Source organism: Paenibacillus sp. FSL M7-0802 (genome assembly GCF_038004945.1).
Classification (GTDB): domain Bacteria; phylum Bacillota; class Bacilli; order Paenibacillales; family Paenibacillaceae; genus Paenibacillus; species Paenibacillus polymyxa_B.
In genome coordinates, this window is the sequence record NZ_JBBOSD010000001.1 from 25,570 (window position 1) to 47,896 (window position 22,327).

Annotated in this window: 19 protein-coding genes and 1 rRNA gene; 3 read left to right on the plus strand and 17 right to left on the minus strand. The window is 41.9% G+C overall.

Going from position 1 to position 22,327, the window contains the following annotated elements; translation table 11 throughout:
* Position 1: 1 nt before the first annotated feature.
* The 8 genes from MHB54_RS00035 to MHB54_RS00070 all read right to left on the minus strand — a co-directional run bounded on the left by MHB54_RS00035 (position 2) and on the right by MHB54_RS00070 (position 10,122).
* Positions 2 to 1,557: ribosomal RNA gene (locus MHB54_RS00035) — 16S ribosomal RNA — on the minus strand.
* Between the two features lie 1,195 nt (positions 1,558 to 2,752).
* Entirely contained in the window at positions 2,753 to 3,730 is a 978-nt protein-coding gene (gene glpX, locus MHB54_RS00040) for a class II fructose-bisphosphatase (protein ID WP_013310165.1), read from the minus strand.
* A gap of 148 nt (positions 3,731 to 3,878) precedes the next feature.
* Positions 3,879 to 4,682, minus strand: a complete 804-nt coding sequence (locus MHB54_RS00045) for a pyruvate, water dikinase regulatory protein (protein ID WP_025723337.1) — start codon at positions 4,680 to 4,682, stop codon at positions 3,879 to 3,881.
* A 13-nt stretch (positions 4,683 to 4,695) separates the two neighbouring features.
* Positions 4,696 to 5,310, minus strand: coding sequence for a helix-turn-helix transcriptional regulator (locus MHB54_RS00050; RefSeq protein WP_223822107.1), 615 nt, complete (start codon positions 5,308 to 5,310; stop codon positions 4,696 to 4,698).
* A gap of 237 nt (positions 5,311 to 5,547) precedes the next feature.
* Complete coding sequence (locus tag MHB54_RS00055; protein WP_264453834.1) at positions 5,548 to 6,759, minus strand: ABC transporter permease; 1,212 nt, start codon at positions 6,757 to 6,759, stop codon at positions 5,548 to 5,550.
* Positions 6,756 to 7,475 carry an ABC transporter ATP-binding protein gene (locus tag MHB54_RS00060; protein WP_023988440.1) on the minus strand — a complete coding sequence of 240 codons (720 nt, stop codon included), beginning with the start codon at positions 7,473 to 7,475 and terminating at the stop codon, positions 6,756 to 6,758. The genes MHB54_RS00055 and MHB54_RS00060 overlap by 4 nt, the downstream gene beginning before the upstream one ends.
* Positions 7,476 to 7,481: 6 nt before the next feature.
* A complete protein-coding gene (locus tag MHB54_RS00065) occupies positions 7,482 to 8,942 on the minus strand; it encodes an efflux RND transporter periplasmic adaptor subunit (protein WP_340981064.1) in 1,461 nt (486 codons plus the stop codon).
* A 13-nt stretch (positions 8,943 to 8,955) separates the two neighbouring features.
* On the minus strand, positions 8,956 to 10,122 hold the full coding sequence (locus tag MHB54_RS00070; RefSeq protein ID WP_053325355.1) for a TolC family protein: 1,167 nt from the start codon (positions 10,120 to 10,122) through the stop codon (positions 8,956 to 8,958).
* 319 nt (positions 10,123 to 10,441) lie between these two features.
* Here MHB54_RS00070 and MHB54_RS00075 point away from each other — a divergent pair, with 319 nt between their 5' ends.
* Positions 10,442 to 10,630, plus strand: coding sequence for a hypothetical protein (locus MHB54_RS00075; RefSeq protein ID WP_013370989.1), 189 nt, complete (start codon positions 10,442 to 10,444; stop codon positions 10,628 to 10,630).
* A gap of 156 nt (positions 10,631 to 10,786) precedes the next feature.
* Here MHB54_RS00075 and MHB54_RS00080 read toward each other — a convergent pair whose 3' ends face one another.
* The 3 genes from MHB54_RS00080 to MHB54_RS00090 form a co-directional block, all read right to left on the minus strand.
* Positions 10,787 to 11,110 (minus strand): MGMT family protein, encoded by a 324-nt coding sequence (locus tag MHB54_RS00080; protein ID WP_023988438.1) that lies wholly within the window; start codon positions 11,108 to 11,110, stop codon positions 10,787 to 10,789.
* A gap of 115 nt (positions 11,111 to 11,225) precedes the next feature.
* Positions 11,226 to 12,386, minus strand: coding sequence for a rhamnogalacturonan acetylesterase (locus MHB54_RS00085; RefSeq protein ID WP_413630576.1), 1,161 nt, complete (start codon positions 12,384 to 12,386; stop codon positions 11,226 to 11,228).
* 231 nt (positions 12,387 to 12,617) lie between these two features.
* Entirely contained in the window at positions 12,618 to 13,040 is a 423-nt protein-coding gene (locus tag MHB54_RS00090) for a hypothetical protein (RefSeq protein ID WP_165175389.1), read from the minus strand.
* A 168-nt stretch (positions 13,041 to 13,208) separates the two neighbouring features.
* On the opposite strand from MHB54_RS00090, the gene MHB54_RS00095 reads away from it, so the two are divergent.
* Entirely contained in the window at positions 13,209 to 13,634 is a 426-nt protein-coding gene (locus tag MHB54_RS00095) for a CHRD domain-containing protein (RefSeq protein WP_023988435.1), read from the plus strand.
* A 317-nt stretch (positions 13,635 to 13,951) separates the two neighbouring features.
* Positions 13,952 to 15,142 carry an acyltransferase gene (locus tag MHB54_RS00100; protein ID WP_034095027.1) on the plus strand — a complete coding sequence of 397 codons (1,191 nt, stop codon included), beginning with the start codon at positions 13,952 to 13,954 and terminating at the stop codon, positions 15,140 to 15,142.
* A 272-nt stretch (positions 15,143 to 15,414) separates the two neighbouring features.
* Here MHB54_RS00100 and MHB54_RS00105 read toward each other — a convergent pair whose 3' ends face one another.
* The 6 genes from MHB54_RS00105 to MHB54_RS00130 all read right to left on the minus strand — a co-directional run bounded on the left by MHB54_RS00105 (position 15,415) and on the right by MHB54_RS00130 (position 22,099).
* Positions 15,415 to 15,627, minus strand: coding sequence for a helix-turn-helix domain-containing protein (locus MHB54_RS00105; protein ID WP_068939697.1), 213 nt, complete (start codon positions 15,625 to 15,627; stop codon positions 15,415 to 15,417).
* A gap of 35 nt (positions 15,628 to 15,662) precedes the next feature.
* Positions 15,663 to 16,238: a RusA family crossover junction endodeoxyribonuclease gene (locus MHB54_RS00110; RefSeq protein WP_340981066.1), complete on the minus strand. Its 576-nt coding sequence runs from the start codon at positions 16,236 to 16,238 to the stop codon at positions 15,663 to 15,665.
* Between the two features lie 382 nt (positions 16,239 to 16,620).
* Positions 16,621 to 16,755, minus strand: coding sequence for a hypothetical protein (locus MHB54_RS00115; protein WP_340981068.1), 135 nt, complete (start codon positions 16,753 to 16,755; stop codon positions 16,621 to 16,623).
* A gap of 17 nt (positions 16,756 to 16,772) precedes the next feature.
* Positions 16,773 to 20,720: a PHP domain-containing protein gene (locus MHB54_RS00120; protein ID WP_340981070.1), complete on the minus strand. Its 3,948-nt coding sequence runs from the start codon at positions 20,718 to 20,720 to the stop codon at positions 16,773 to 16,775.
* A 150-nt stretch (positions 20,721 to 20,870) separates the two neighbouring features.
* A complete protein-coding gene (locus MHB54_RS00125; protein ID WP_340981071.1) occupies positions 20,871 to 21,149 on the minus strand; it encodes a hypothetical protein in 279 nt (92 codons plus the stop codon).
* Positions 21,134 to 22,099 carry a ParM/StbA family protein gene (locus MHB54_RS00130; RefSeq protein ID WP_340981073.1) on the minus strand — a complete coding sequence of 322 codons (966 nt, stop codon included), beginning with the start codon at positions 22,097 to 22,099 and terminating at the stop codon, positions 21,134 to 21,136. Before MHB54_RS00130 ends, MHB54_RS00125 begins: the two co-directional genes overlap by 16 nt.
* Positions 22,100 to 22,327 lie beyond the last annotated feature (228 nt).

The following is a 22,327-nucleotide window of genomic DNA, read 5'->3' on the forward strand; positions in this document are numbered from 1 at the left end:
GAAAGGAGGTGATCCAGCCGCACCTTCCGATACGGCTACCTTGTTACGACTTCACCCCAATCATCTACCCCACCTTCGGCGGCTGGCTCCCTTGCGGGTTACCCCACCGACTTCGGGTGTTGTAAACTCTCGTGGTGTGACGGGCGGTGTGTACAAGACCCGGGAACGTATTCACCGCGGCATGCTGATCCGCGATTACTAGCAATTCCGACTTCATGTAGGCGAGTTGCAGCCTACAATCCGAACTGAGACCGGCTTTTCTAGGATTGGCTCCACCTCGCGATTTCGCTTCCCGTTGTACCGGCCATTGTAGTACGTGTGTAGCCCAGGTCATAAGGGGCATGATGATTTGACGTCATCCCCACCTTCCTCCGGTTTGTCACCGGCAGTCTGCTTAGAGTGCCCAGCTTGACCTGCTGGCAACTAAGCATAAGGGTTGCGCTCGTTGCGGGACTTAACCCAACATCTCACGACACGAGCTGACGACAACCATGCACCACCTGTCTCCTCTGTCCCGAAGGAAAGGTCTATCTCTAGACCGGTCAGAGGGATGTCAAGACCTGGTAAGGTTCTTCGCGTTGCTTCGAATTAAACCACATACTCCACTGCTTGTGCGGGTCCCCGTCAATTCCTTTGAGTTTCAGTCTTGCGACCGTACTCCCCAGGCGGAATGCTTAATGTGTTAACTTCGGCACCAAGGGTATCGAAACCCCTAACACCTAGCATTCATCGTTTACGGCGTGGACTACCAGGGTATCTAATCCTGTTTGCTCCCCACGCTTTCGCGCCTCAGCGTCAGTTACAGCCCAGAGAGTCGCCTTCGCCACTGGTGTTCCTCCACATATCTACGCATTTCACCGCTACACGTGGAATTCCACTCTCCTCTTCTGCACTCAAGCTCCCCAGTTTCCAGTGCGACCCGAAGTTGAGCCTCGGGATTAAACACCAGACTTAAAGAGCCGCCTGCGCGCGCTTTACGCCCAATAATTCCGGACAACGCTTGCCCCCTACGTATTACCGCGGCTGCTGGCACGTAGTTAGCCGGGGCTTTCTTCTCAGGTACCGTCACTCTTGTAGCAGTTACTCTACAAGACGTTCTTCCCTGGCAACAGAGCTTTACGATCCGAAAACCTTCATCACTCACGCGGCGTTGCTCCGTCAGGCTTTCGCCCATTGCGGAAGATTCCCTACTGCTGCCTCCCGTAGGAGTCTGGGCCGTGTCTCAGTCCCAGTGTGGCCGATCACCCTCTCAGGTCGGCTACGCATCGTCGCCTTGGTAGGCCTTTACCCCACCAACTAGCTAATGCGCCGCAGGCCCATCCACAAGTGACAGATTGCTCCGTCTTTCCTCCTTCTCCCATGCAGGAAAAGGATGTATCGGGTATTAGCTACCGTTTCCGGTAGTTATCCCTGTCTTGTGGGCAGGTTGCCTACGTGTTACTCACCCGTCCGCCGCTAGGTTGTTTAGAAGCAAGCTTCTAAACAACCCCGCTCGACTTGCATGTATTAGGCACGCCGCCAGCGTTCGTCCTGAGCCAGGATCAAACTCTCCATTAAAGACCAACCGAAGTTGGTTTATAGAAAAGAGCGATAAGCTCATTTTGAAACTGACGAGATAAAAATATCTCTTGTTTGCTTCCATTTTATACAGCCCGATGGCATGTACCAAAATTTCAGCGTTGGATTTTGTAAACAAAATCCGTACTCACTCGTTGTTCAGTTTTCAAAGATCAAATTTTCATGCGGCTTTTTGAGCCAGAAAAATAATATAACATTTTCATCTAATTTAATCAACCTGTAAATAATTCCAGGTGAGTTATCCAAACCTTATTTAGTTAACAATCACTTTCGGGCTGGAATAATAATATATCAATTTAAACCGATCAAGTCTACCTGTAAAAATTCCCAGCTTGTTCGAACTTATTAAAAATCTTTGATCTTGTTCTATCGGCTGGACTAGTAATTTAACACGCATACCAAATTAATTCTACTTGAAATTAATTCCTTTTGATAAACAACTATAGATAATACACCAAAGTGGTTCATAATCCTAATAGGTGGAAATTTTGCTTAAATCTACGTTATTCTAATTTCCATAAAGATTTGCTTTGTCAATTAGTTCTTAGATGTTTTCTAAGGTTGATGCATCTTGTATTTCATTTGATTTTGATGCTAGTAATACTATTTATATTCTTTTTGGATGCATTTTTCTCAGAAGAAGTTGATAATTATGAAGAAATTTATTATGAATTTAATCCTTACATTTTTCACTGGCCTCTTCGCTATTTATTTACTTACTCGAAAAGTAGAAATAGATGGTTTAAGAGTTTGCTTTATAAGCACAGGAGTAGTAGCACTAGGTTATCTGACTGTGTGTTTAATAAAAAAAGCACGTAAATGAAAACCACATTTCTAATACGGACCAAAAAACGGCAAAAATAATTATGCTTACGTCACTCAATGAAAGTGAGGTTATACTCGATGCGTATTCCATGGAGTTGATAACTTCATCTGTTCCATGACAGTTAGATTGACCCCGTAATATGAAAAACAGCGGTATCCTTGGATGAGTCCTAGATACCGCTGTTTTTTTGAACTATCGTTCCTTGTTTGTTAAACGATAAACTTAATCTCCGTATTGTGTTTACAGCATACGAAACTTCTGCTTTGAATTCACCTCTGGACGATGCAAGGTGAAGAAGAACCTTTCGCCTACTGTGGGAACAGATTTAGGAAGCCATGACTTCAATGTTCAAGAGGATGCCGCTACCGCAAGCGTACCGGAAGAATCCGCTGTATGATGAATACTCCGCACGAAGCGAATCGTTTTTGTTTCTGAGTGCATTACGACTGAATGAGTTTCCGCTCTGTGACCAGGAAGAGAACGAACCCCCTGCAACCACTCTCCAGGTGTCACACCTGTAGCCACAAACATCACGCCTTGGCGTCCGACCATATCATCCATGGAGAGCAACGCACCGGGATCAGTAATGCCCATACGCTTGCAACGCTCAATCTCTTCTTCACCATGAGGCAGCAGGCGACCCTGGATTTCTCCGCCCATACATTTCAGCGCTGCAGCGGCCAATACACCCTCAGGAGCGCCACCAGAACCGATATGCAAATCTACACCGCTATCCAGGCATGTTTCAATCGCGCCCATCACATCCCCATGGCCAAGCAGTTTGATTCGAACGCCGCTTTCCCGCAGAAGCTTGATGATCCCGGCGTGCCGTGTACGATCAAGAATGGACACGGTAAGATCAGACAAGGATTTACCGAGTACTCGTGCAGCTTTTGACAATGTAGTTGGAATTGGGTCCTCAAGTGATAGCTTTCCAGCCAATGCCGGGCCAACGGCCATTTTTTGCATGTACATATCCGGAGCGTGGAGTAGACTACCACGAGGTGCAGCAGCAATGACCGACAGAGCGTTATTCAAACCATTTGCTACTGTTTCGGTTCCCTCTAGTGGATCGACAGCGATGTCCATAGCCGGTCCTCTGCGATTGCCTACTCTTTCCCCGATATACAGCATGGGAGCCTCATCCATTTCGCCTTCGCCAATGACGACTGTGCCGTCCATGGATACCGCATTAAAATGAGTGCGGATGGCTACCGTAGCCGCCTCGTCTGCGCTATTCTTATCTCCACGCCCTGTCCATTGTGCTGATTGCAGTGCCGCTGCCTCTGTTACCCGAACGAATTCCAATGCCATTTGACTCTCCATACCTATCCCTCCACCTCTCCTAAAAATTAATTGTTACCCTTAAGCAAATGAACTATTTAGGGCAACTTTGCTGCAATCTTTCTATTTATCTATTAAACTCCTGTATCCTACGATTTTAATTTTTAGTTATATGAGCAGCTACTAGGCTCTATAACATTCTGATAATTAAACCTGCCGTCTCTTCAATCGCCTTATCTGTAACATCAATAACCGGACAATTCAGCTCTTTAAACAAAGACTGTGCATACGCTATTTCCTCTTCTACCCTCATCGCTGTAGCATACTGCACATTATTAGGAAGCCCCATAACCTTTAGTCGCTCACTGCGTATTTTCAACAGTAACTCTGGCTCGATCGTTAATCCGAACACTCGACCACGCTGAACATCCTTCAACTGAACAGGCGGTGTCAGCTCCGGTACAATCGGTATGTTGACCGTTTTATAACCTTTATGCGCGAGAAACATGGATAAAGGGGTTTTGGAAATACGGGATACTCCAAGCAATACAATATCCGCTTTGAGAATGGCGCTCACATCTTTGCCATCATCATATTGAACCGCAAAATCCAAGGCCTCTACACGGCGAAAATAGTTATCGTCCAGTCGGTGCAGCAGACCAGGCTTCTCTTTGGGATCGTTATGGAACGTATCAGCAAACGCCTGCATCATCGGTCCCATAATGTCGACAGCCCGCACATTCAGCCGGACAGCCTCCTCTTTCATCGCTTCTCTCAATTCTGGCTGTACCAGCGTATAAGCTACGAAGCCTTTACGCTCGGCAACTTCCTCCATCACCCGGCTCAGTTCGTCTTCATCCCTCACGTTCATAAATCTTTTGATCTCTGTGTCCGGTAACTCAAATTGGCGCATGGTCGCCTGTACGACAGCTTCTGCCGTCTCGCCAATCGAGTCTGAACAGATCGCTATAAAATGACTGCTCACCTGAACCATTCGATTCCTCCCATTAATCCTCTGCTACCATATCGAGCAACATTTTAATAATATTCGTTTTTGTAATGCGTCCCACGACTTTCCAGTGCTCCCCTGGCTTGTCGGAGTCGGAAGGGACGACAACAGGCAGGCTGTCGATTTGACGGGCAATAATTTTGCGCGCTGCCTCTAATACCGTATCCTCTGGGGAAACGGTGACAACATTCGCCTGTCGGGTCATCACAAGGCTGACAGGAATGGTTGCTGCATTGGGATTCCCTAACGTTACCTTAAGCAAATCCTTGCGGGAAGCTACCCCTGCCAAATCTCCGTCTTCATCGGTGACGATCAAATTGCTCACATTTTCCAAAAAGAGAGCTACGACAGCTTCCTGAATCGTGGTTGTTTCTCGTACGATGACTGGAACCCCATGAAGATCGCCGACCTTCATTTGCAACAGTCGGAATTTTTCCTCCCGGTTCGGCGTGCCCCGCTTTCCAACAAAATATCCGACCTTGGGCTTTGCATCTATGTAATTCAGAATGCCCAATTTGGATAGGTCGGTCCGAATGGTCGCCTTGCTGAGATTAAGCATTTCCGCAATCTGATCCCCGGTAATCGGGGCATGCTTTTGTACGATGTTTAAAATTTCTACTTGTCTTGCCGTAAGGTCGATGATGAACGTCACTCCTTTTTTCTTGCGATCTAATATTGAATATAATACGTCATATATAACAATAAATCAACCTTAAAAAGCATATAAAACATCACATATATAAAATTAAGGCAGTTATTCATGTCTTTTTATCATTTAAAACACTTATTTAACACAAAAAACGGGTACTTTGCACCCTGCTCTTTCGAGTAAGGCGAAGTACCCGCTCCCTTATTCGTATCTTAAAGCATCAATTGGACGCAGCTTCGACGCCTTTCGCGCCGGATATACTCCGAACAACACTCCAACCCCCATACAGCACAGAAAAGAGTAAAGCACGGGCTCTATCGAATACACAATCGGCATTTGGACGAATTTCTCGAGCAGCTTTGCACCTCCGAGACCCACCATTACGCCAACCAGTCCACCCATCAGACTGAGAAAAACAGCCTCAGCCACAAACTGCAGCATAATATCACTGCGTTGCGCACCAATCGCTTTACGAATCCCGATCTCCCTCGTACGTTCCGTGACGGACACCAGCATAATATTCATAATGCCGACACCTCCAACGCCAAGCGCAATTGCAGCTACACCGGCCAGCAGCATATTCATAATCCGATCAACCCCGGACACTGTTTTTAAGATTTCCGTCTGGGTCATGATCTGAAAGTCATCGCCCTCTGATGGCTTTAGCTCATGTCTGGCACGTAGCACCTGCCGAATTTCAGCACTTGCCTGATTAATCTTCTCCTCTGTTGTTGCAGAGGCGTTCACCTGCTGAATACTCATATTGCCTAGCCGTTCCATCCCCGTTGTAATCGGTACATATACCTGCTGACCACTGTTACTCATATTGGAATTGGAATTTGCCAGCACACCAACCACCTTAAAAGGAAGCTGTTTAATCATGATCGTCTCACCGACCGCTCTTGAGGCATCCTGACCAAAAATATTACGGGCCGCATCACTCCCAAGCACGGCCACATTCATTTGTTTATCCACTTCATAGTGGGTAAACGACCTGCCTTGAGCTAGTGACAGCTTTCTCACATGAACGAATGCCAGCGAAGTCCCCTCAATTTGCGCGCTGACCTTATTGCGACTCCACGTAATATCTGCATTGGTCATGGCACTTGGCGCTACCTCTGCTACTGCTTTTTGCTCCTCTAGCGCATCGATATCTTCCAGAGATATTCCTTTCGTCTGACTGAACGACATGGAGCTGGAGCCATCATATGGAGCATAAGGATAGATCATCAGCAGATTATTTCCCATACTGTTGATCTGAGATGTAATCGTAGCCGTTGATCCTTTACCAATGGCTACAATCATAATCACAGCGGCCACTCCGATAATAATGCCCACCATGGTCAGCAAAGATCGCAGCATATTGGTTCGCAAACTGTTGAGCGATACACGGATAATTTCCTTAAACTTCATGCCTTCACTTCCTCTGCCGCCATTCTTCGTTTCCCAACAGGCTGATCCTCTTCAATCCGCCCATCCCGAAAATGAATCAGACGCTTGGCGTATTCCGCAACCTCCTGATCATGAGTAACCAATACAACCGTTTTCCCCTGATCATTCAGACGCTGAAAAATCCCCATTATTTCAACACTTGTTTTGGAGTCCAATGCGCCTGTCGGTTCATCCGCCAAGAGAATGACCGGATTGTTCACAAGTGCGCGCGCAATAGACACCCGCTGCTGCTGACCGCCTGACAATTCGTTTGGCCTATTGTTCATCCGATCGCCTAGACCTACGCTAGTAAGAGCCTCCATTGCCCGCAAACGACGCTCCTTGGCAGGAATACCCGCATAGATCATAGGCAGTTCCACATTCTCCAAAGCCGTTGCTCGCGGGAGCAAATGGAATTTTTGAAATACAAATCCGATTTTCTGATTACGTATAATAGCCAGTTCATCCTCGCGGGCATCTAATATCGAATAGCCATCCAAATAAAATTGTCCCGATGTAGGTAAATCCAGACAGCCGATGACATTCATCATCGTGGACTTGCCTGATCCAGACGGTCCCATGATCGCGACAAAATCACCGTCAGCAATATCAAGTTGTACCTCACGCAGGGCATGAATTTCCTGATCTCCGACCTGATACACTTTTTTCAAATCCTCAATCTGAATGACGTATCTCATACCCGTTTAAAAACCTCCCTGCATGCCGCCCATAGCAGAAGGGTCCGGCGGAGGTTCAGGAGCAGGCACAATAAGCGTGTCACCCTCCTTTACACCTGACTTGAGCTCGACTCGATCTGGCGTGTAAAATCCGAGTTCTACGGGCTTGAATGTGCGCGCCCCTGGATTCGCAGCGTTATTAGCGGAAACATACACGCCATCCTGTCCCCCTTCCGATCTCAGCGCAGTAGCAGGTACGAACAATACATTTTTGTGTACTCCCAAAATAACGGCCACATTCATAATCATGCCCGTTTTGAGCTTGCCTTTCGGGTCATGAACAGACAATTCCATCAGATACGTCGTCATCCCTTCATCCGTAGAGGCTTCCGGTGAGACGAATTGCACCTTCCCTGGAAATGATTCACCCGGATATGCATTGGTAGTCAACACGGCTGAAAGACCCTTCTTTACTTTGACAATGTCGGTCTGACTTACCTTCACAACCACCTTAAGATCGTTGGAATCCGAGTTATTCATGACAATGAATGGAGCCGTCGGACTGGTCCCTACATCCCCGTTCACCTTTAAGATTACCCCGTCCCAAGGTGCTGTGACCTGAAGCTTGTTCAGTTCATTTTTCTTCTGCTCCAGTTCCGTCGCCTGTCTTCGAACCTCTATCCGTGAGGCTTGAATATTGGATGCATCAGCCGGAACCTGAATTTTGCGAAGCTCTGCCATTGCCGTACGATATCCGATTTCAGCTTCTGAAATGGTGCGACGTTTTTGCGACATGATTTTGCGGAACTGCAGATCCAGACCATCATAGTCCGTCTGTGCTTTATCCAGTGCTTGCTCTGCCTGCTCCAATTCACTGTTGGACACCGCACCGGCATCATGTAAAAACTTTTGGTCTTCATATGCCTTTCGCGCCTGTTCCAACTGTTTTTGGGAAGTTTTCTTCTGACTTTCGGCTTCTTCCAGCTCAAATGATTCTTGCGCTGTATCGATAGCCACTTTGGCCCGAAGTACATTTGTTTTCTGAATTTCAATATCCTCTGCCTTCGGACCTTTCTCCAATTCAGCCAGCTTGGATTTGGATATTTCCAAAGTATCAGACGCAGTCTGAATTTGCATTTTAATTTCTGAACTGTCCAAAAGAGCCAGCACCTGTCCTTTTTTCACCTTGTCCCCGGCTTTCACATTTACCACTGCCAGCTTGTTATCACCTGCACTCGTGAAGTTTAACTTCACTTCCTTGGACGCTTGCACGGTACCGGACGTGTCCAGCTTCTCACTCACATCGCCGCGCTCTACTTTAAGCGTCTCATCCTGAACCAAAGGTGCCGCCTGCTCCTTGGGCAGACTCAGATATACTGCTGTTCCGCCTCCACCTACAACCAGTAGAACAATTGCAGTCCATATCCACTTTTTTCTCCGTTTTTTCCGTAACTTGATTAAAGCATCATTTAAAACCGTTTCTGCCAACGCCTTTTCCTCCCTATGTGCTCCATGGCTTGTTCAACGTATACTCATTTTGATCCAACTCGATCGCCAGTTCTTCCATTTGCCGTTCAATCTGGTTCACTTTCAACTGATTATTTTTCAATTCCATCTCGATAATTAGACCTCTGTCCCACTTTTTGCGTGATAACTCCAAGGCCTCTTTTGCCGTACGCAAGCTTTCTTCCAGTTGTACATATTTTTTTTGGTTTTCCTTAACCGTGGCATACAAATTACGGAGTGATTCGGCAAAATCCTTTTGACCTTTGTCGAGCTCCTCTTTAGCCGTATCGACATCCATTTTAGCTAGATCATAAGCACCTGCGCCGCTGTTAAAATCGAAGTATCTCACATTAAGTTCCGAAGTTTTGATACTATCCTCCAGCTTCCATAAATTTGGATTCATGTCTGTCAGCTGTTGTATATGTATTTCGATATCCAGCTTCTTCGGTTCCTTGTACACGGGCCGATCAACCAATTCATAGGCTGTTCCGTTAGGTTGTCCCATGAGGAAGTTCAGAGCATCCCTAGATTTTTGCAACGCAATTTTCCCCTGCTCTACTGTTTGCTGAGCCTGGCTTCTGGTCTGTGTACTCTCGTTTTTCGCATACTCAGAAAGCTTGCCGCGTGCAAATTTGGCAAGTGCAATCTTTTCCTCCGCTTGGGCGATTTCAAGCGCTTCCAGATCATTTTTCACCTGATTCTCTGCTATAAACACACTTTGGTAGCTTTTCATCACATTAAAATAAATCTGGTCTTTGGCGAACTGCGCCTGCTTTTTACTGGCTAGATAGGATAACGTAGAGGAACTGTAATTCCTCCATGACGTTTCATCATCAAAAAACTCATCCTCTATAAACGAATCAACAGGTGTATAACCTAGCTCCTTTTCTGCATTTTTCAGTTCGATTCTGCGACGCTCTACATCCCGTTCGGCGGTACGCGTATTGTAACTGTTCGTCTGTGCCCATTCCACGGCCTGCTTGAGTGTTAATGTAGGTAAAGCCTGACCCGTTACGGATGATGTCTTCGATGTAGCCGCAGTAGATGGACTAACCGACGTACTTGATGCTACATTTCCTGATAAACTCTCAGACTGTACAGTGGAGGCCAATCCTGATGATAAGGACAATACAAGCAGCACGACAGCCGCTTTTTGCTTCATAGATGAATCTCTCCCCTTTCGGTTCATTCCCCGAATCTTTTCCATTTTTTTCGACATAAACTTCCACGAACTCTTTGCATTCTAATTGTACTTTCAGGTTTATGTTGGTACAAGGTGTCAAAACAATACATTTTTGTAACCTTTACTTCCTGAATACTCGCTTTATACTACTTTTCGTCCAATGAGATATTGATTCAACCTATTTTTACCTGAACTTTACCTAATTTTCAGCTAATTTTAAGGAAACCAACAGCATCTATTAAGGTTTGGAACATATACTAGAGAAAGAATTACAGCCGCTCACTGGGAGGGTTAATAGATGATAAAAGAATCTCGCATGACAACCACTAACGAACCGTCTGATTTGTGGATGACCCGCTTTTTACGTGAATCAGAACAAAAAAAGAAACAACTGATCCGGGAAGCCCGGAAAAATAACGATATACCGCTGATGAATAGCATTTCTTTTCACCTTGCCCAACGGGATCAGCAGCATCTTATCGGATAAAATGACAAGTGAATCTTATGCTATAAATAACAGATTACCTCTAGTTATCCGCTTCGTATGCTAGATGAAAAAAATCCGGGACAAATCGATAATTGATTTGTCCCGGATTTTTGTGATCATCAAATCTAATATAAAACCGCATAGCTTGTTCCGTTCCTATTCTTCCATCTCCGCCTGCGGATCATAGAGATATTGATCGAGTGGAATACGCCCGCTTTCATTAAAACGTATGCCTTCCTCCTCCAAGTACAGACGCTGCAGGGATGCGGACTCATCCTCCTGCAAAGCAATCTCCCCCAAACGGTTGACTACTCTATGCCAAGGAAGTCGGTGTTTTTGGCTCAATGTATGCAAAATTCGCACCACCTGTCTGGCACCTCTTGGGCTTCCGGCCTCTGCCGCAATTTGACCGTAAGTCATTACTTTTCCCTCAGGGATCAACAGTATAATTTGAAGCACACGGGCAGTGAAAGGCTGCATGTTCTAATTCCTCCGTATTACTATTGCTTTTTCAATAATTATAGCACCCTGAACAGAGGCTAAAAACCCCTGCTCCTACGAATGTAAGAAGCAGGGGAAAACCCATCGTTTAAATTTAGAATCCGCTCAGACCCTGCCTTTTTAAATCCTGTGCTACCAATCGGGCCAGTTCCCTTGCACCTTCATAGTTTGGATGGAGTGTATCGCCGTTCATATACAAGGCCAGTGTAGCGTCTTTACCAATAGAAGTGAAATAAGCTGAGCTAAGAACATTCAGGTCGACTAAAGGCGTTTGTTCCTCTTGAGCCAGTGCCAAAATAGCGCTTCTATACCATCTATTTTCTGCGTTGTGTACATTGTTAGCATTAAAGTCAGTCGCTCGTCCTTGCGGAGTTGACAGGATTACCATCGCCCCTTTAGCCTTAACCTGCCGAATCATATCCTTCATCCAGTCCTTAAACTCGGCTTCGCTTTCGTTATGCTTTGGATTGGTGTCATTGATGCCCAATTGGAGAATAAAATAATCCCCCGGCTTAATATATTGGACGATGGCCTCCAACTGACCGTCCTGGTGGAAGCCTCTAGCAATTTGGCCTCCTGACGCCATATTGCGAATTTGAAAAGTATTCGTGTTCACAAACTCTGGCAGCAGTTGACCCCATCCCGCCTGTACGCTGCTATCTAGCGGATAATAGTTACAAACCGTAGAATCTCCACCCATATAAATCGTTCGATTCGTAACCGGATTGCTAGATAATTGCCTGATTTCCAATGCACTGAGTGTGAAAACCGCGCCCTCTTTGCCTTCAGTAACCAGCAGATTTAGCTGTCCATCTGTCACTGGAATTTGAAAACGATCCTTGGCCCCATTCCCTGTCATATTAATGACCTGATACACCCCTTCAGCCGCAATACTCGAACGAGAGGTATCTCCTAAAGTAACCGACACCTCATACAAACCAGGAGGAAGATCAACGTCAAAAGTATTCTCGCTTTTCGTACCTGTAGCCAGGAACCGTACCGCATCACTTGCCACTCCAGTTCCCGAAGCGCTGACATTACGCATATTCTCAGGGGTACGAAAGCCATATCCACGTGCCGAGTCATAGGACAGCGAAGCACTCACACCGGTATAACCCGTTTCGACCGTACCTCCGCCAAAATCAAACTTGTACTCGCCAGCGGATGCATGTGCCGGCGTAGCTATGCCCATACCTGGTGCACCACATAAAAAAGCTGCTAAAAGCATACCAGTCAATCCTTTTTTCCATTTCATTCTTCATTCCTCCTTCAGATTTTTAATTGTACGAAGCAAAGAATATTTTATTTTTGTAAGCGCATACATAAAATTCTACCAATTGTTGCAGGGTTATGCCTATGTGATTATTATGCAAAAGAAAAGTAGTTTATTCGTTAAGCTAAAACTTGTACTTGTACACAAAAAAGCCTCGCAGTTACAACTGCGAAGCTTTATGAAGCAATATTTCTTCATATCAAAATCACTACATTAATCCGCAACCAAAATTCCGTCAAAGCTCTCTGGACCTACACGTATTGTACCCAGCAGGTTAGCAGAAACAAAAGCAGTGTACACCAGTTGTGGCGTAATCGGCGGATTGAAATCATCTGCTGAGAACGCAATAACCTGTGGAGCTAATAAACTCAAACTAAAAGTGGATGTAGCCGAATAAACAACAGGGTCAGTTACCACAGTACCTCTTACAATAGTGATAGTAATTCCTACTAAAGCAAGCGGAAGTTGAAGCGATATGGTTCCTTTAAGCAGAACCCGTGGCGTACCTGTAGCTCCCAGTGTGTTTAATCCGATCTGCCCAAACAATTGAGGCGTATTTAAAAGAGTGATCGGAATGGCAATAGAGTTAGCTGTCGAAGCGTTTTGGGATGTTCTCCCATCAATAAATGTTCCCATGGTTTCCCCTCCTCTCTCTACCAGATACTCATAGACTATGAAAAAGTTTGTTTTGTGCTTGGACTGAATATCTTGTAAAACACACAACTTCTGATGAATAGGCTAATGTGCAGCCCTTTCCCTGGCCCTGTGAATACACTAAACCAACACTGGGAAAGGAGGGATGTCATGTCTAATAAGTTTAGAGCCACCTTAAGGGGGGCTAATGAAGTGCCTCCTGTCAGAACAAATGCGACGGGAACAGCCGAATTTCGTTACCGTCCAACGAGCCAACAATTAAGCTTTGAACTGACTGTACGCAATATCTCACGGGTAACCGAAGCGCATATTCATCTGGGACGAAGAGGTGAAAATGGCCCTGTTGTTGCTACACTGTTTGGTCCTTCGAAGTTTGGGATAACCGTTAGAAGAGGCGTCGTTAGCGGCGTGCTCCGTGCATGTGATCTTACCGGTCCGCTCAGAGGCAGAACCATTTATGATTTGGTGTGCCAAATCAGAGAGGGCAATGCTTACGTCAATGTCCACACCATCCGTCATCCGAACGGTGCCATTCGTGGACAAATTAGACGCGCACCTATCAAACGCTGCAAATAACGAATGATCATGAGTATAAAAAAGAACTTCCATGCCACTCATTTTGAGGCTATGGAAGTTCTTTTTAATTCAGGATTTTGCAAAATTCGATTCCAGTCGCTCCGAAGTGCATATATAGACGGACTAAACCATTTCAATCTATATCTTGTTCATTGGAAGTCGCTTATGGGATTTTTGCAAAATCCTCAATTCTTAACAAAAGTTAAGAAGTTCATAAGCGTTTCTTAAGCCCTTCCCTTCAGGGTTGTTAAGAACTTTATCTTTTAATAGAAAGAGTTCAACAAGATACAGTTCACTCCTGAAAGGAAATGAAGCTTATGAAGCCTAAGACCAAAGAAAAAATTCCCGAATTGCAGTTGGTCAGAGCCATGGCGATTTTAGCCGTCTTGATGGTACATGCCACTTCTTATGCAACGGTTCAGCTTACAAATTCCAGTCTTTATGTTGTATACAATGCGCTCAATGTGTTGATGAAGTATGGAACCCCCGTATTTATCGCGCTTAGCAGCATGGTACTGTTCTACAACTACAAGGATCGTCCGATGGGACGACAGCTCTTAAGCCGCTTTTATAAGCAGAGGTTGCTGTACATCCTCTTACCTTACGTCATGTTCTCTCTATTTTATTTCATCCTGTCCCTTATGGCTGGCAGCTCCGAACCATGGAATATAATCACACTTGCGAAAAGCTTTGCTCTGAAGCTGGCCACAGGCAAAGCGTATACTCATTTATATTATATTTTTATCATGATGCAATTCTATCTTGCATTTCCATTCGTACTGTGGCTGTTCCAGCGTTGTCGGCAACTTCCACAATGGTCTATTGTCCTTGGGCTGTTGGTACAGTGGTCATTTGTTATTGGAAATAAATTTCTATTTCAGGTTCAAAATAAGGGCAGTTGGGCACTGTCTTATATAGCCTGCTACATGCTGGGTGCTGCTCTCGGTTACTACTACCCACAGCTGAGAACGTGGTTTCTGATGCGTAAGGGGGAACGAAGTGTTGCCGGAGTGCTGACATGGATCGCAATTTGGGCTTTATGGCTGATTTCAGCCACCATGCATGTCTATATGTGGTACGAAAATAGAATGTACGGAATCTCGTACAATTCGCTAGTTTTTGAACTTATGTATAATATGTACAGCCTGTCTAGCACTCTGGTAATACTACAGATTTCCTTTTTAATGTACAGACGACAAGATTCCTTTGTCACTCGCAAACTGGAACGTCTGGGCACACTGTCCTTTGGTGTGTATCTGATTCATCCGTTCTTCCTGCTCCTGTATCGGCAGTTTTCACCACATATCGGTTCTCCGCAGCTTATTCATGCGTGGTATGCCGGAGGTTTTTTCTTTGCACTTCTTTGCTCTTGGCTCGTCGTGTCGATCATCTCCCGTTTCCTGCCATTTGCTTGGATCTTGTTCGGTCAACTACCAGAAATAGAAAAAAGACAATTCAAGCAAGAAAACCGTATTTCTTCAACTGAAACAGCACTATCCAAAGGCTGACGACCCCAAGCAAGCGAACTGAGATGAGTGTCCATAGCCTCCATCTTTAAAAAGGTATATAATTATATACTTTTTATTCTACATTAAACAACCTTAGAAAACCTTAATCTACCAACGTTTTTTCATACATTTCTTTGTTTTTTTCTTATCCCACTTTAATTGGTTTTAGTCATCTCTTAATGTTCCGTGACCAACATGTGACCAATGGAACAAAAAAAGACGAACATAATAACTGAAAAATACAGTCAATCATGTTCGTCTTTATGTATTATTTATGCATTGTCACTGATGGAGGAATCGATTATGTATTTTGCGAATAATGGCTTGGCTACTCTTAATTGCTTGCCTACTTTCATAACCGGGAACTTTCCTGATTTCATTTCTTGGTATGCTACATTTTCACCAATCATGAGTATCTCTCTGATATGATTTATGTCTAAAAGTGGAGGGTATGCTTCTAGTGCTTTTAACATTTCTTCTTCCATAATTTTGTTCCTCTCTAATGAAATACTACTTTTACTCACTCGTTAATCTTTGTTTGCTTGTATTTGAAGCAGTTCCCTTCATCGATTTCATCTTGAACGTATCCCTCGGTTGCAGCCTTCAAAATGGAACAATTCCGTTTATACCTACTACATGTTTTACAATTTTCTAAAAATTCTATGTATGTTTCCTCGTTATCAAATATTCCTATATATTCAACGGGTGTAAACGTAAGCTCAACTCTAGGGTTCTTTTTGTCATAAAGGATACGCTGTGTTCGGGTCAATACCCTACTGTCATTGTCATAAACAATCTTCTCTAGGGCATCGTTGTTCAATTTATAAATATTATTATCGTCTCTGCCCTTTCTGTTAAAATAAATTAGTGTATCCATATAGAGATAATGTACCTTTGTAAACTCGTAGTCCCACTCTTGAGTTTTGATTTGGTTTGAGGCTGCGACGATAATTTGTTTTTTTACCTTCTCTCCCTCCTTACTTAAAATTCTTTTTCCAGTGGGTACTCTTTTTCTAATCCTTGCATCCCACACATATTGATTTATGTATAGAACATTAATTGAAACAGGAAGAGGCAATGTTAAATTCAACCTCATAGGAAACTCTCCATAGTTCTGATTCTGCTGTCTAAATAATCAGTTTCTAGATTAACCAGTTCCTCATATTTTTCATCAACAATATACCCCAATTTTTTGTAAATTTTAAGTCTATTCAAAGTATGTGTCTTCAACTCTTTAATCAATTCAATATTATGACCAACTAAATTCAAACTACCATTCCTCTCCTGCAATAATTATTTTTGCTCCATTCGCTTTCTTTAAACAGTCATAGTTGTCGTGAACGTTCAGACCGTCGAACAAGATCAATATTTCCTCTCCAACTAAGATATCTTCATTACATCCTGCACAAGTTGAAAACTTATTCACCTCCTTATCTTGTGCGTCAGGGAAGTGCATACAATGATAGTTGCTATCGAATCTATCCATTTGTCTTGGAGTCATTTTCGTTAAGCAATTGATTGAGCACTGTACCTGCAACTTCCTTGTATTCTTCATCAGTCAGCTTACGTCCGATAATCTGTTCAATCTTTGATTTGCTAAAGTTGTTTTTCATCTATGCTATCCCCTATCCTATATTTTGGCTCTCTCGCTTGTTACTTTTAAATTACCATTTGAGTCTATTTTGTTGATTAACATCGTTGTGTGATTTACAGGTGAGTCTTTATACCTGTAAGGTCTGAACTGTGAACCCCTTCTGTATCCATAAAGAACCAACTTATTCCCCCTTCCAAACCATGTTTTTTCAACAACTTCTTTAGATCCATCAGGCTTTGGTTTTGATATCTGTTTATTATAATGAGCAAAAGCTCCATCATAGTATTTAACAGTTACCACACCATCCACTGTAAGTACGGTTACTGTATTTTTATTTTTATCTTTGTCGAGTACTGTTCCAGCTATTAAGCTCAACTTATACTTAGGTCTTGAACCATTTCTAAATTGCATCATTTCTGTTACTACGGGTTCTTCTGGAAGACTACTATAATCAACAATCCCATATCTTTCTTTATTGATATCTTTCAATTCATGTTCTGTGTAATAAAATGAAAGTGAATCCATTTCCCATTTACTAATCGTTCCTTCTGCATATGTATTCCATTCTTTCTCATATTGCTTTGTGTTGAATAACTCCAAGACCTCTTGAGTAGAAAGCCACTCTTTAATGCCATCCATTTTCTTGTCATATTCTTTTTTGAAAGTCGACTCTCTAATAATCGGAAAGTTCTTCTGATAGTCAACGATACCTTCCCCAGAAAAGTGTTCATAATAAAATGGAGTCGAAGTTTTATCTAGCGCATACAGTTTATCTTTACCATCTTTTTTATGAATATGTTTCATAACATACTTTCTAAAGTTGAATAATTTAGCATACTTGCTCATTTCATTTGGAATGATCTTGCTCTCAATAACTGCATTTAGATTCTGAAGATTCAGTTTAGTTTTTGGTACATATAACTTGGTAATAAATTCAGTCATAATTTTATTTCGATTTCCAAACTCTTCGAAACATCCCGCCTTAACAAGCTGCAATACTTGTGACTTTTTGATTATTGATGAATCATGCATTCTGACTAAGAAATCATTGAAGCTCTTGTATGGACGGTTTTTAATAATGTTCTGAACAACATCGTCGCCTATTCCATTGATTCCCTTCAGCCCGAAAATAATCTGATTGTTCTGGATATCGGGTTCAAATCCAAAACCTGCTTTATTGATACTTGGCAAACCGATCAATACACCACGACTCTGCATATTACCAATTGCTGCTGCAATCTTACCGTAGTTGGTGGACTGTGCCTTGTGGTTTTCTCCTTCATCACTATCATCATCAATCGAAGCTGAGTTTACTGTTAGACAAGCAGTTCTCCAATAGATAGGATCATAGTTAATATTAAGATTAGCTTCTTGTAGAGCAATTATTGAATATGCAAGTGTATGGAGTACTGAGAAAGAATATCCAAGCTGTCTTACTATCTGAACATTCCATACATAGTCAATTATTTCTTTACGATTTCCAAGTTCGGCACCCTTCCTATAGAAGGTATTTTTAATATCTTCAATTTCATCTGCTTTTTTCTTTGCAATTACTTTTCTCAGTTTGTTTGCGTCCTTAATTGTAAACCCTGCCACACGCTTATCCATAGAGAGCAGCATGATGGATTCCTGTGTGTCAGCAACACCATTTAACTTAAGTAGATGACTTTCCATTATTTTAATTTCATCATCGTTCAAACAGTGTTTACGGAGCTCGTCATACCACTCACTTATGTTGTTTTTAAAACGAATAAAACTGTCAATTGGAGTTTCTTTGCCATGACCACCGCCCATAAGTCTCATAAGAGAATTGGCTGAAGCTAACTCAATTAAATTTGAAGGTTTTGTTCTTTTAACTGTCTGAATTCCTATCTCTGTAGAAAACTGAAATAAGTCGGTAATACTGTCTTGACCAATTAACTCATACACTTTTGGACTCTTAATATCAATGTTTGTTGGATGTAGATATTTATTATAAGTAGATCTTAAGTTTCCTTGCCATTCCATTAGATTGTTCTCAAGCAACTTATCCAGTGAAACCCTAATTTTATCAAGACCCTCAATTGTCAAAAGATCAAATTTCATATTAGATACTGCTTCACAATCCTCAAGACTGAACTGAGTAACATGTGTTCCATTTGGTGCAGTCATCATTGCATTGGTCTTATAGAATTCTTCATTAAATACAATTACACCACTCGCATGAATACTACGTTTATTGATAAGACCCTCAATTTTCATTGAGACTTCAAGCCAATTTTCATGTTTATTAATTTGAGTAATAAATTCAGTTACTGGCTTTCTTTCTTTCTCTTCGTCTCCATTGACACATTCATTTAAAGTCCAACTACTTCCACGTTCAAATGGGATAAGCCCAGAAACATACATTGCTGTATCATTATCGATTCCCAAACCTCTTGCGGCAGTTTGAACGGCTGATTTAGATGCCTCGGTTCCAAAGGTACATACCTGCAATACTCGATCATCACCAAAATATTTCTTAAGTTGTCTAAAAATCTGATTTCGCTTTGCTGCTTCTGTATCTATATCGATATCCGGGAATTCTGGACGCTCTGAAGTCAGATGTCGCCAGTGGGGCATCTCAATACCATATTCAAGAGGATTAATTTGAGTAATTCCCAACAAGAAACAAATCAAGTATCCAGCAGCAGATCCACGAGCAGGCCCAACAAGGCTATTTCCGCATTCATCATCCCAAATTACATTAACAATTTCTCGTACCGTAATGTAATAACTTGCAACAGACTGATTTAGATTTTCTGAAATTCTCCAAAGCTCTCCAAGTTCAGTATCAATCCTATTTGCTACTTCATGTAACTTGGTCTTGCTATATGTATTGTAGGGCAAATGTTCATAAAACCCATCTTCAATTAGTTTAACTATATATTTGTCTTGGGGGTTTGGAGCATGGGCCATTTTATTGATAAATTCATATTTACTGTAGATCGATCTAAACAAACCCCGTAGTTCAAAGTCAGGTATTTCTATTTTGGGTATAACTGTTGGTTTTATGATTGTATATTCCTTGATCTTGTTGCCTATTTCCATTGTATTGTCTAAAGCTTTCTTAACGATATCGTGACTCAAGTAACTTAATCGCTCATTGATTTCTTCATGATTCTGAACAAATGTGGCCTCATAAAAAGCATCAACCTCTCTTTCCCCTTCTTTGGAGTTGAGAAATGCTTTATGGACGATGCGATCTTCTGGACGTAAGTAGTGACTGTCAGTTGTAACTATGTATTTGAGACCAAACTTTTCAGCTAGCTTTAATAATTCTTTATTACAGTAAATTTGCTCTTCACTATAGGCTGGTTGGATCTCTAGATAGAAGTCATCTTTACCGAACACATTGATACACCATTCTGTAAATTCACTGACCTTATTGTAACTTTCTTCTGCTTTAACCTGATCATTTTTTTCAATGTGCTGTTTCATCTCAAGAAGTCCGAGACAGTGGGGTGAGCCAAGACACGCACTCGATGCGATCAAGTGACCGGGATTTTTCTCTACCACTGACTTTAAAAAATCCTTTACGGTCGGTGTACGCAACATTGGGCCAGTGAAGTATGATTGACTCCAAGCCACTGAACTCATAAATCTAATCTGTTCGTGACCTATTTCGTCTTTAGCCAATAGTATAAAATGAGGAAACTTAGTTAGACCACCGGATTTATAGTTGTCTCTAACCTCTTCTAGACTCTCCACAAGGTAAATTTCGTTACCGAGTATTAATTTGAAATCTTTATCTATCTTGCCTGTTTCTTTTAACTTCTCAGTTGCTTGGAGTGCTTTAACATGAGATGAAACTGATTCGTGTTCTGTAAAAGCAACTCCTTTGTGGCCCATATTGTTAACTGTTTGAATTAATTCCTCAACTCTATTAGTAGTATCTCTAAGTTTTAGATTAGAACCCCTGTCGCTGTGATTATGAAGTAGTATTGAATTGCACTGATTACACAACTGTGTGAAGCACCTCCAAATTTGTTTCTAATCAAATATTGATTTCAATAGTCTATTGTGTACTTTCTTCAAGATAGAATTTCAATTTTCCCACCTCCTTCAATGAATCAATTTTTCATAATTCTGTATGTATTGTAGGCCGAAGCCTACTCAAGTCCCTATAAAATCATCTAAGCTTTTATCTAGATCTGATTGAGATATAAAATCAACCTCTTCTAATTCTTCTTTATTTACAACAAGTTCATCATCAATTACAACTTTGCTCCCTAATATTTCAGGTTTTCTACCCTTGTGTCCAAATAAGAATTGTCTTAGAGCTTCTCTAACAATGTCGCTTTCATCATAATATACAGGAAGTTTACTTAGTGCTATTTTGAGGTCATCATCCTTTCCGCTTCTGAGTCTTGCGCTAACTAATTTCTTCCCCATGCTCTGACTCCAATTTTTTCATATCCTCTTATTTGCGAAAGCTGATCGAAAAGTATTTTATTCTTGAAGTTAAGCGTGTTAAAAACCTGATATGCTGCACCTCCACCAATTAGATAATAATCAAAATTTATATTTAGTCCGTCAACCTCATTTTGAATTTGGATCGCTAATGATTTAAATGCTTTTGCTATTAATGGCTTTATATTTCGTCCTTCGTATATACCGCTTATCACATACTTGTCCAGTTCATAAATAGCTGGAGCCTTACCTATGGCATTCATTAAGTACTTACGCAATAACTGATATGCCTTTTCAACACCCAATAGAAGACTTGTTGACTCTTTCATTATTTCTAGTTTATCTAAACCCAAAAGGTTTAACGTGTAGAATCCTAAGTCAATTACTAAAACCTTTTTATTTGCAATATGTACTTTTTGAATCTTTCCTTTATTGTCTAGCAGATAGTCCATTGCTATTCCATATCCCTGTGGAACAAGTTTATATTTATTTATATGAAGTTTAACTTCTGAATAATTTCCCCTTCCTTTCTTAAGGCTATAAGTATCCTCTGTATTTATTCTATCTAACATCTTTTCCATATCACTCTTTTGATTAAAATAGAATAACACAGGTAGCCCGGTTACCAAGTTAAAGGGATTGTTTTTATTTAAATATCCTAATCCAGTTTTCAACAAAACGTCAGAAGTCATCGCTTCACTCTTATTATTTTTAAGTGTGAAATATTTAATCTCACTGTGCCTTAGGGCGACATTCCCTACAAATAATTCATCGTTATAGAAAAAATCATTCGGCTTGATGTTTTCTTCAAACATTGGTTGGACATCACCAGAGATAGAAGGCTGAAGATACATTGTATTTCCATTTTTTCCCTTTGTGTAGCTAAATCCGAGATCAATCACACTTAAATTTTTCACTACAGTTAAAGCCATGATATTACCTCCAAATACAATGAGTATCAAAGTATGACAATAGCTCAACAGTGTCGTACAATGTAATACATTCTATAAGATGATTATATCACGGCTTTATTGTTTTGTATATAATTTCATTATATTTATTTATATAATGTTTTAATCCTACATGAGTAGTATCGCTCAATGAATAAAATCAGGATTTTACGTAGAAATCACTATCATAAAATCCCTATAAACATTAAG

Bases quoted from the DNA above. Each gene is read 5' to 3' on its own strand.
- glpX (WP_013310165.1), bottom strand. From the start codon at position 3,730: ATGGAGAGTCAAATGGCATTGGAATTCGTTCGGGTAACAGAGGCAGCG.
- MHB54_RS00045 (WP_025723337.1), bottom strand. From the start codon at position 4,682: ATGGTTCAGGTGAGCAGTCATTTTATAGCGATCTGTTCAGACTCGATT.
- MHB54_RS00055 (WP_264453834.1), bottom strand. From the start codon at position 6,759: ATGAAGTTTAAGGAAATTATCCGTGTATCGCTCAACAGTTTGCGAACC.
- MHB54_RS00060 (WP_023988440.1), bottom strand. From the start codon at position 7,475: ATGAGATACGTCATTCAGATTGAGGATTTGAAAAAAGTGTATCAGGTC.
- MHB54_RS00070 (WP_053325355.1), bottom strand. From the start codon at position 10,122: ATGAAGCAAAAAGCGGCTGTCGTGCTGCTTGTATTGTCCTTATCATCA.
- MHB54_RS00075 (WP_013370989.1), top strand. From the start codon at position 10,442: ATGATAAAAGAATCTCGCATGACAACCACTAACGAACCGTCTGATTTG.
- MHB54_RS00080 (WP_023988438.1), bottom strand. From the start codon at position 11,110: ATGCAGCCTTTCACTGCCCGTGTGCTTCAAATTATACTGTTGATCCCT.
- MHB54_RS00085 (WP_413630576.1), bottom strand. From the start codon at position 12,386: ATGAAATGGAAAAAAGGATTGACTGGTATGCTTTTAGCAGCTTTTTTA.
- MHB54_RS00090 (WP_165175389.1), bottom strand. From the start codon at position 13,040: ATGGGAACATTTATTGATGGGAGAACATCCCAAAACGCTTCGACAGCT.
- MHB54_RS00095 (WP_023988435.1), top strand. From the start codon at position 13,209: ATGTCTAATAAGTTTAGAGCCACCTTAAGGGGGGCTAATGAAGTGCCT.
- MHB54_RS00100 (WP_034095027.1), top strand. From the start codon at position 13,952: ATGAAGCCTAAGACCAAAGAAAAAATTCCCGAATTGCAGTTGGTCAGA.
- MHB54_RS00105 (WP_068939697.1), bottom strand. From the start codon at position 15,627: ATGGAAGAAGAAATGTTAAAAGCACTAGAAGCATACCCTCCACTTTTA.
- MHB54_RS00110 (WP_340981066.1), bottom strand. From the start codon at position 16,238: ATGAGGTTGAATTTAACATTGCCTCTTCCTGTTTCAATTAATGTTCTA.
- MHB54_RS00115 (WP_340981068.1), bottom strand. From the start codon at position 16,755: ATGAAAAACAACTTTAGCAAATCAAAGATTGAACAGATTATCGGACGT.
- MHB54_RS00125 (WP_340981071.1), bottom strand. From the start codon at position 21,149: ATGGGGAAGAAATTAGTTAGCGCAAGACTCAGAAGCGGAAAGGATGAT.
- MHB54_RS00130 (WP_340981073.1), bottom strand. From the start codon at position 22,099: ATGGCTTTAACTGTAGTGAAAAATTTAAGTGTGATTGATCTCGGATTT.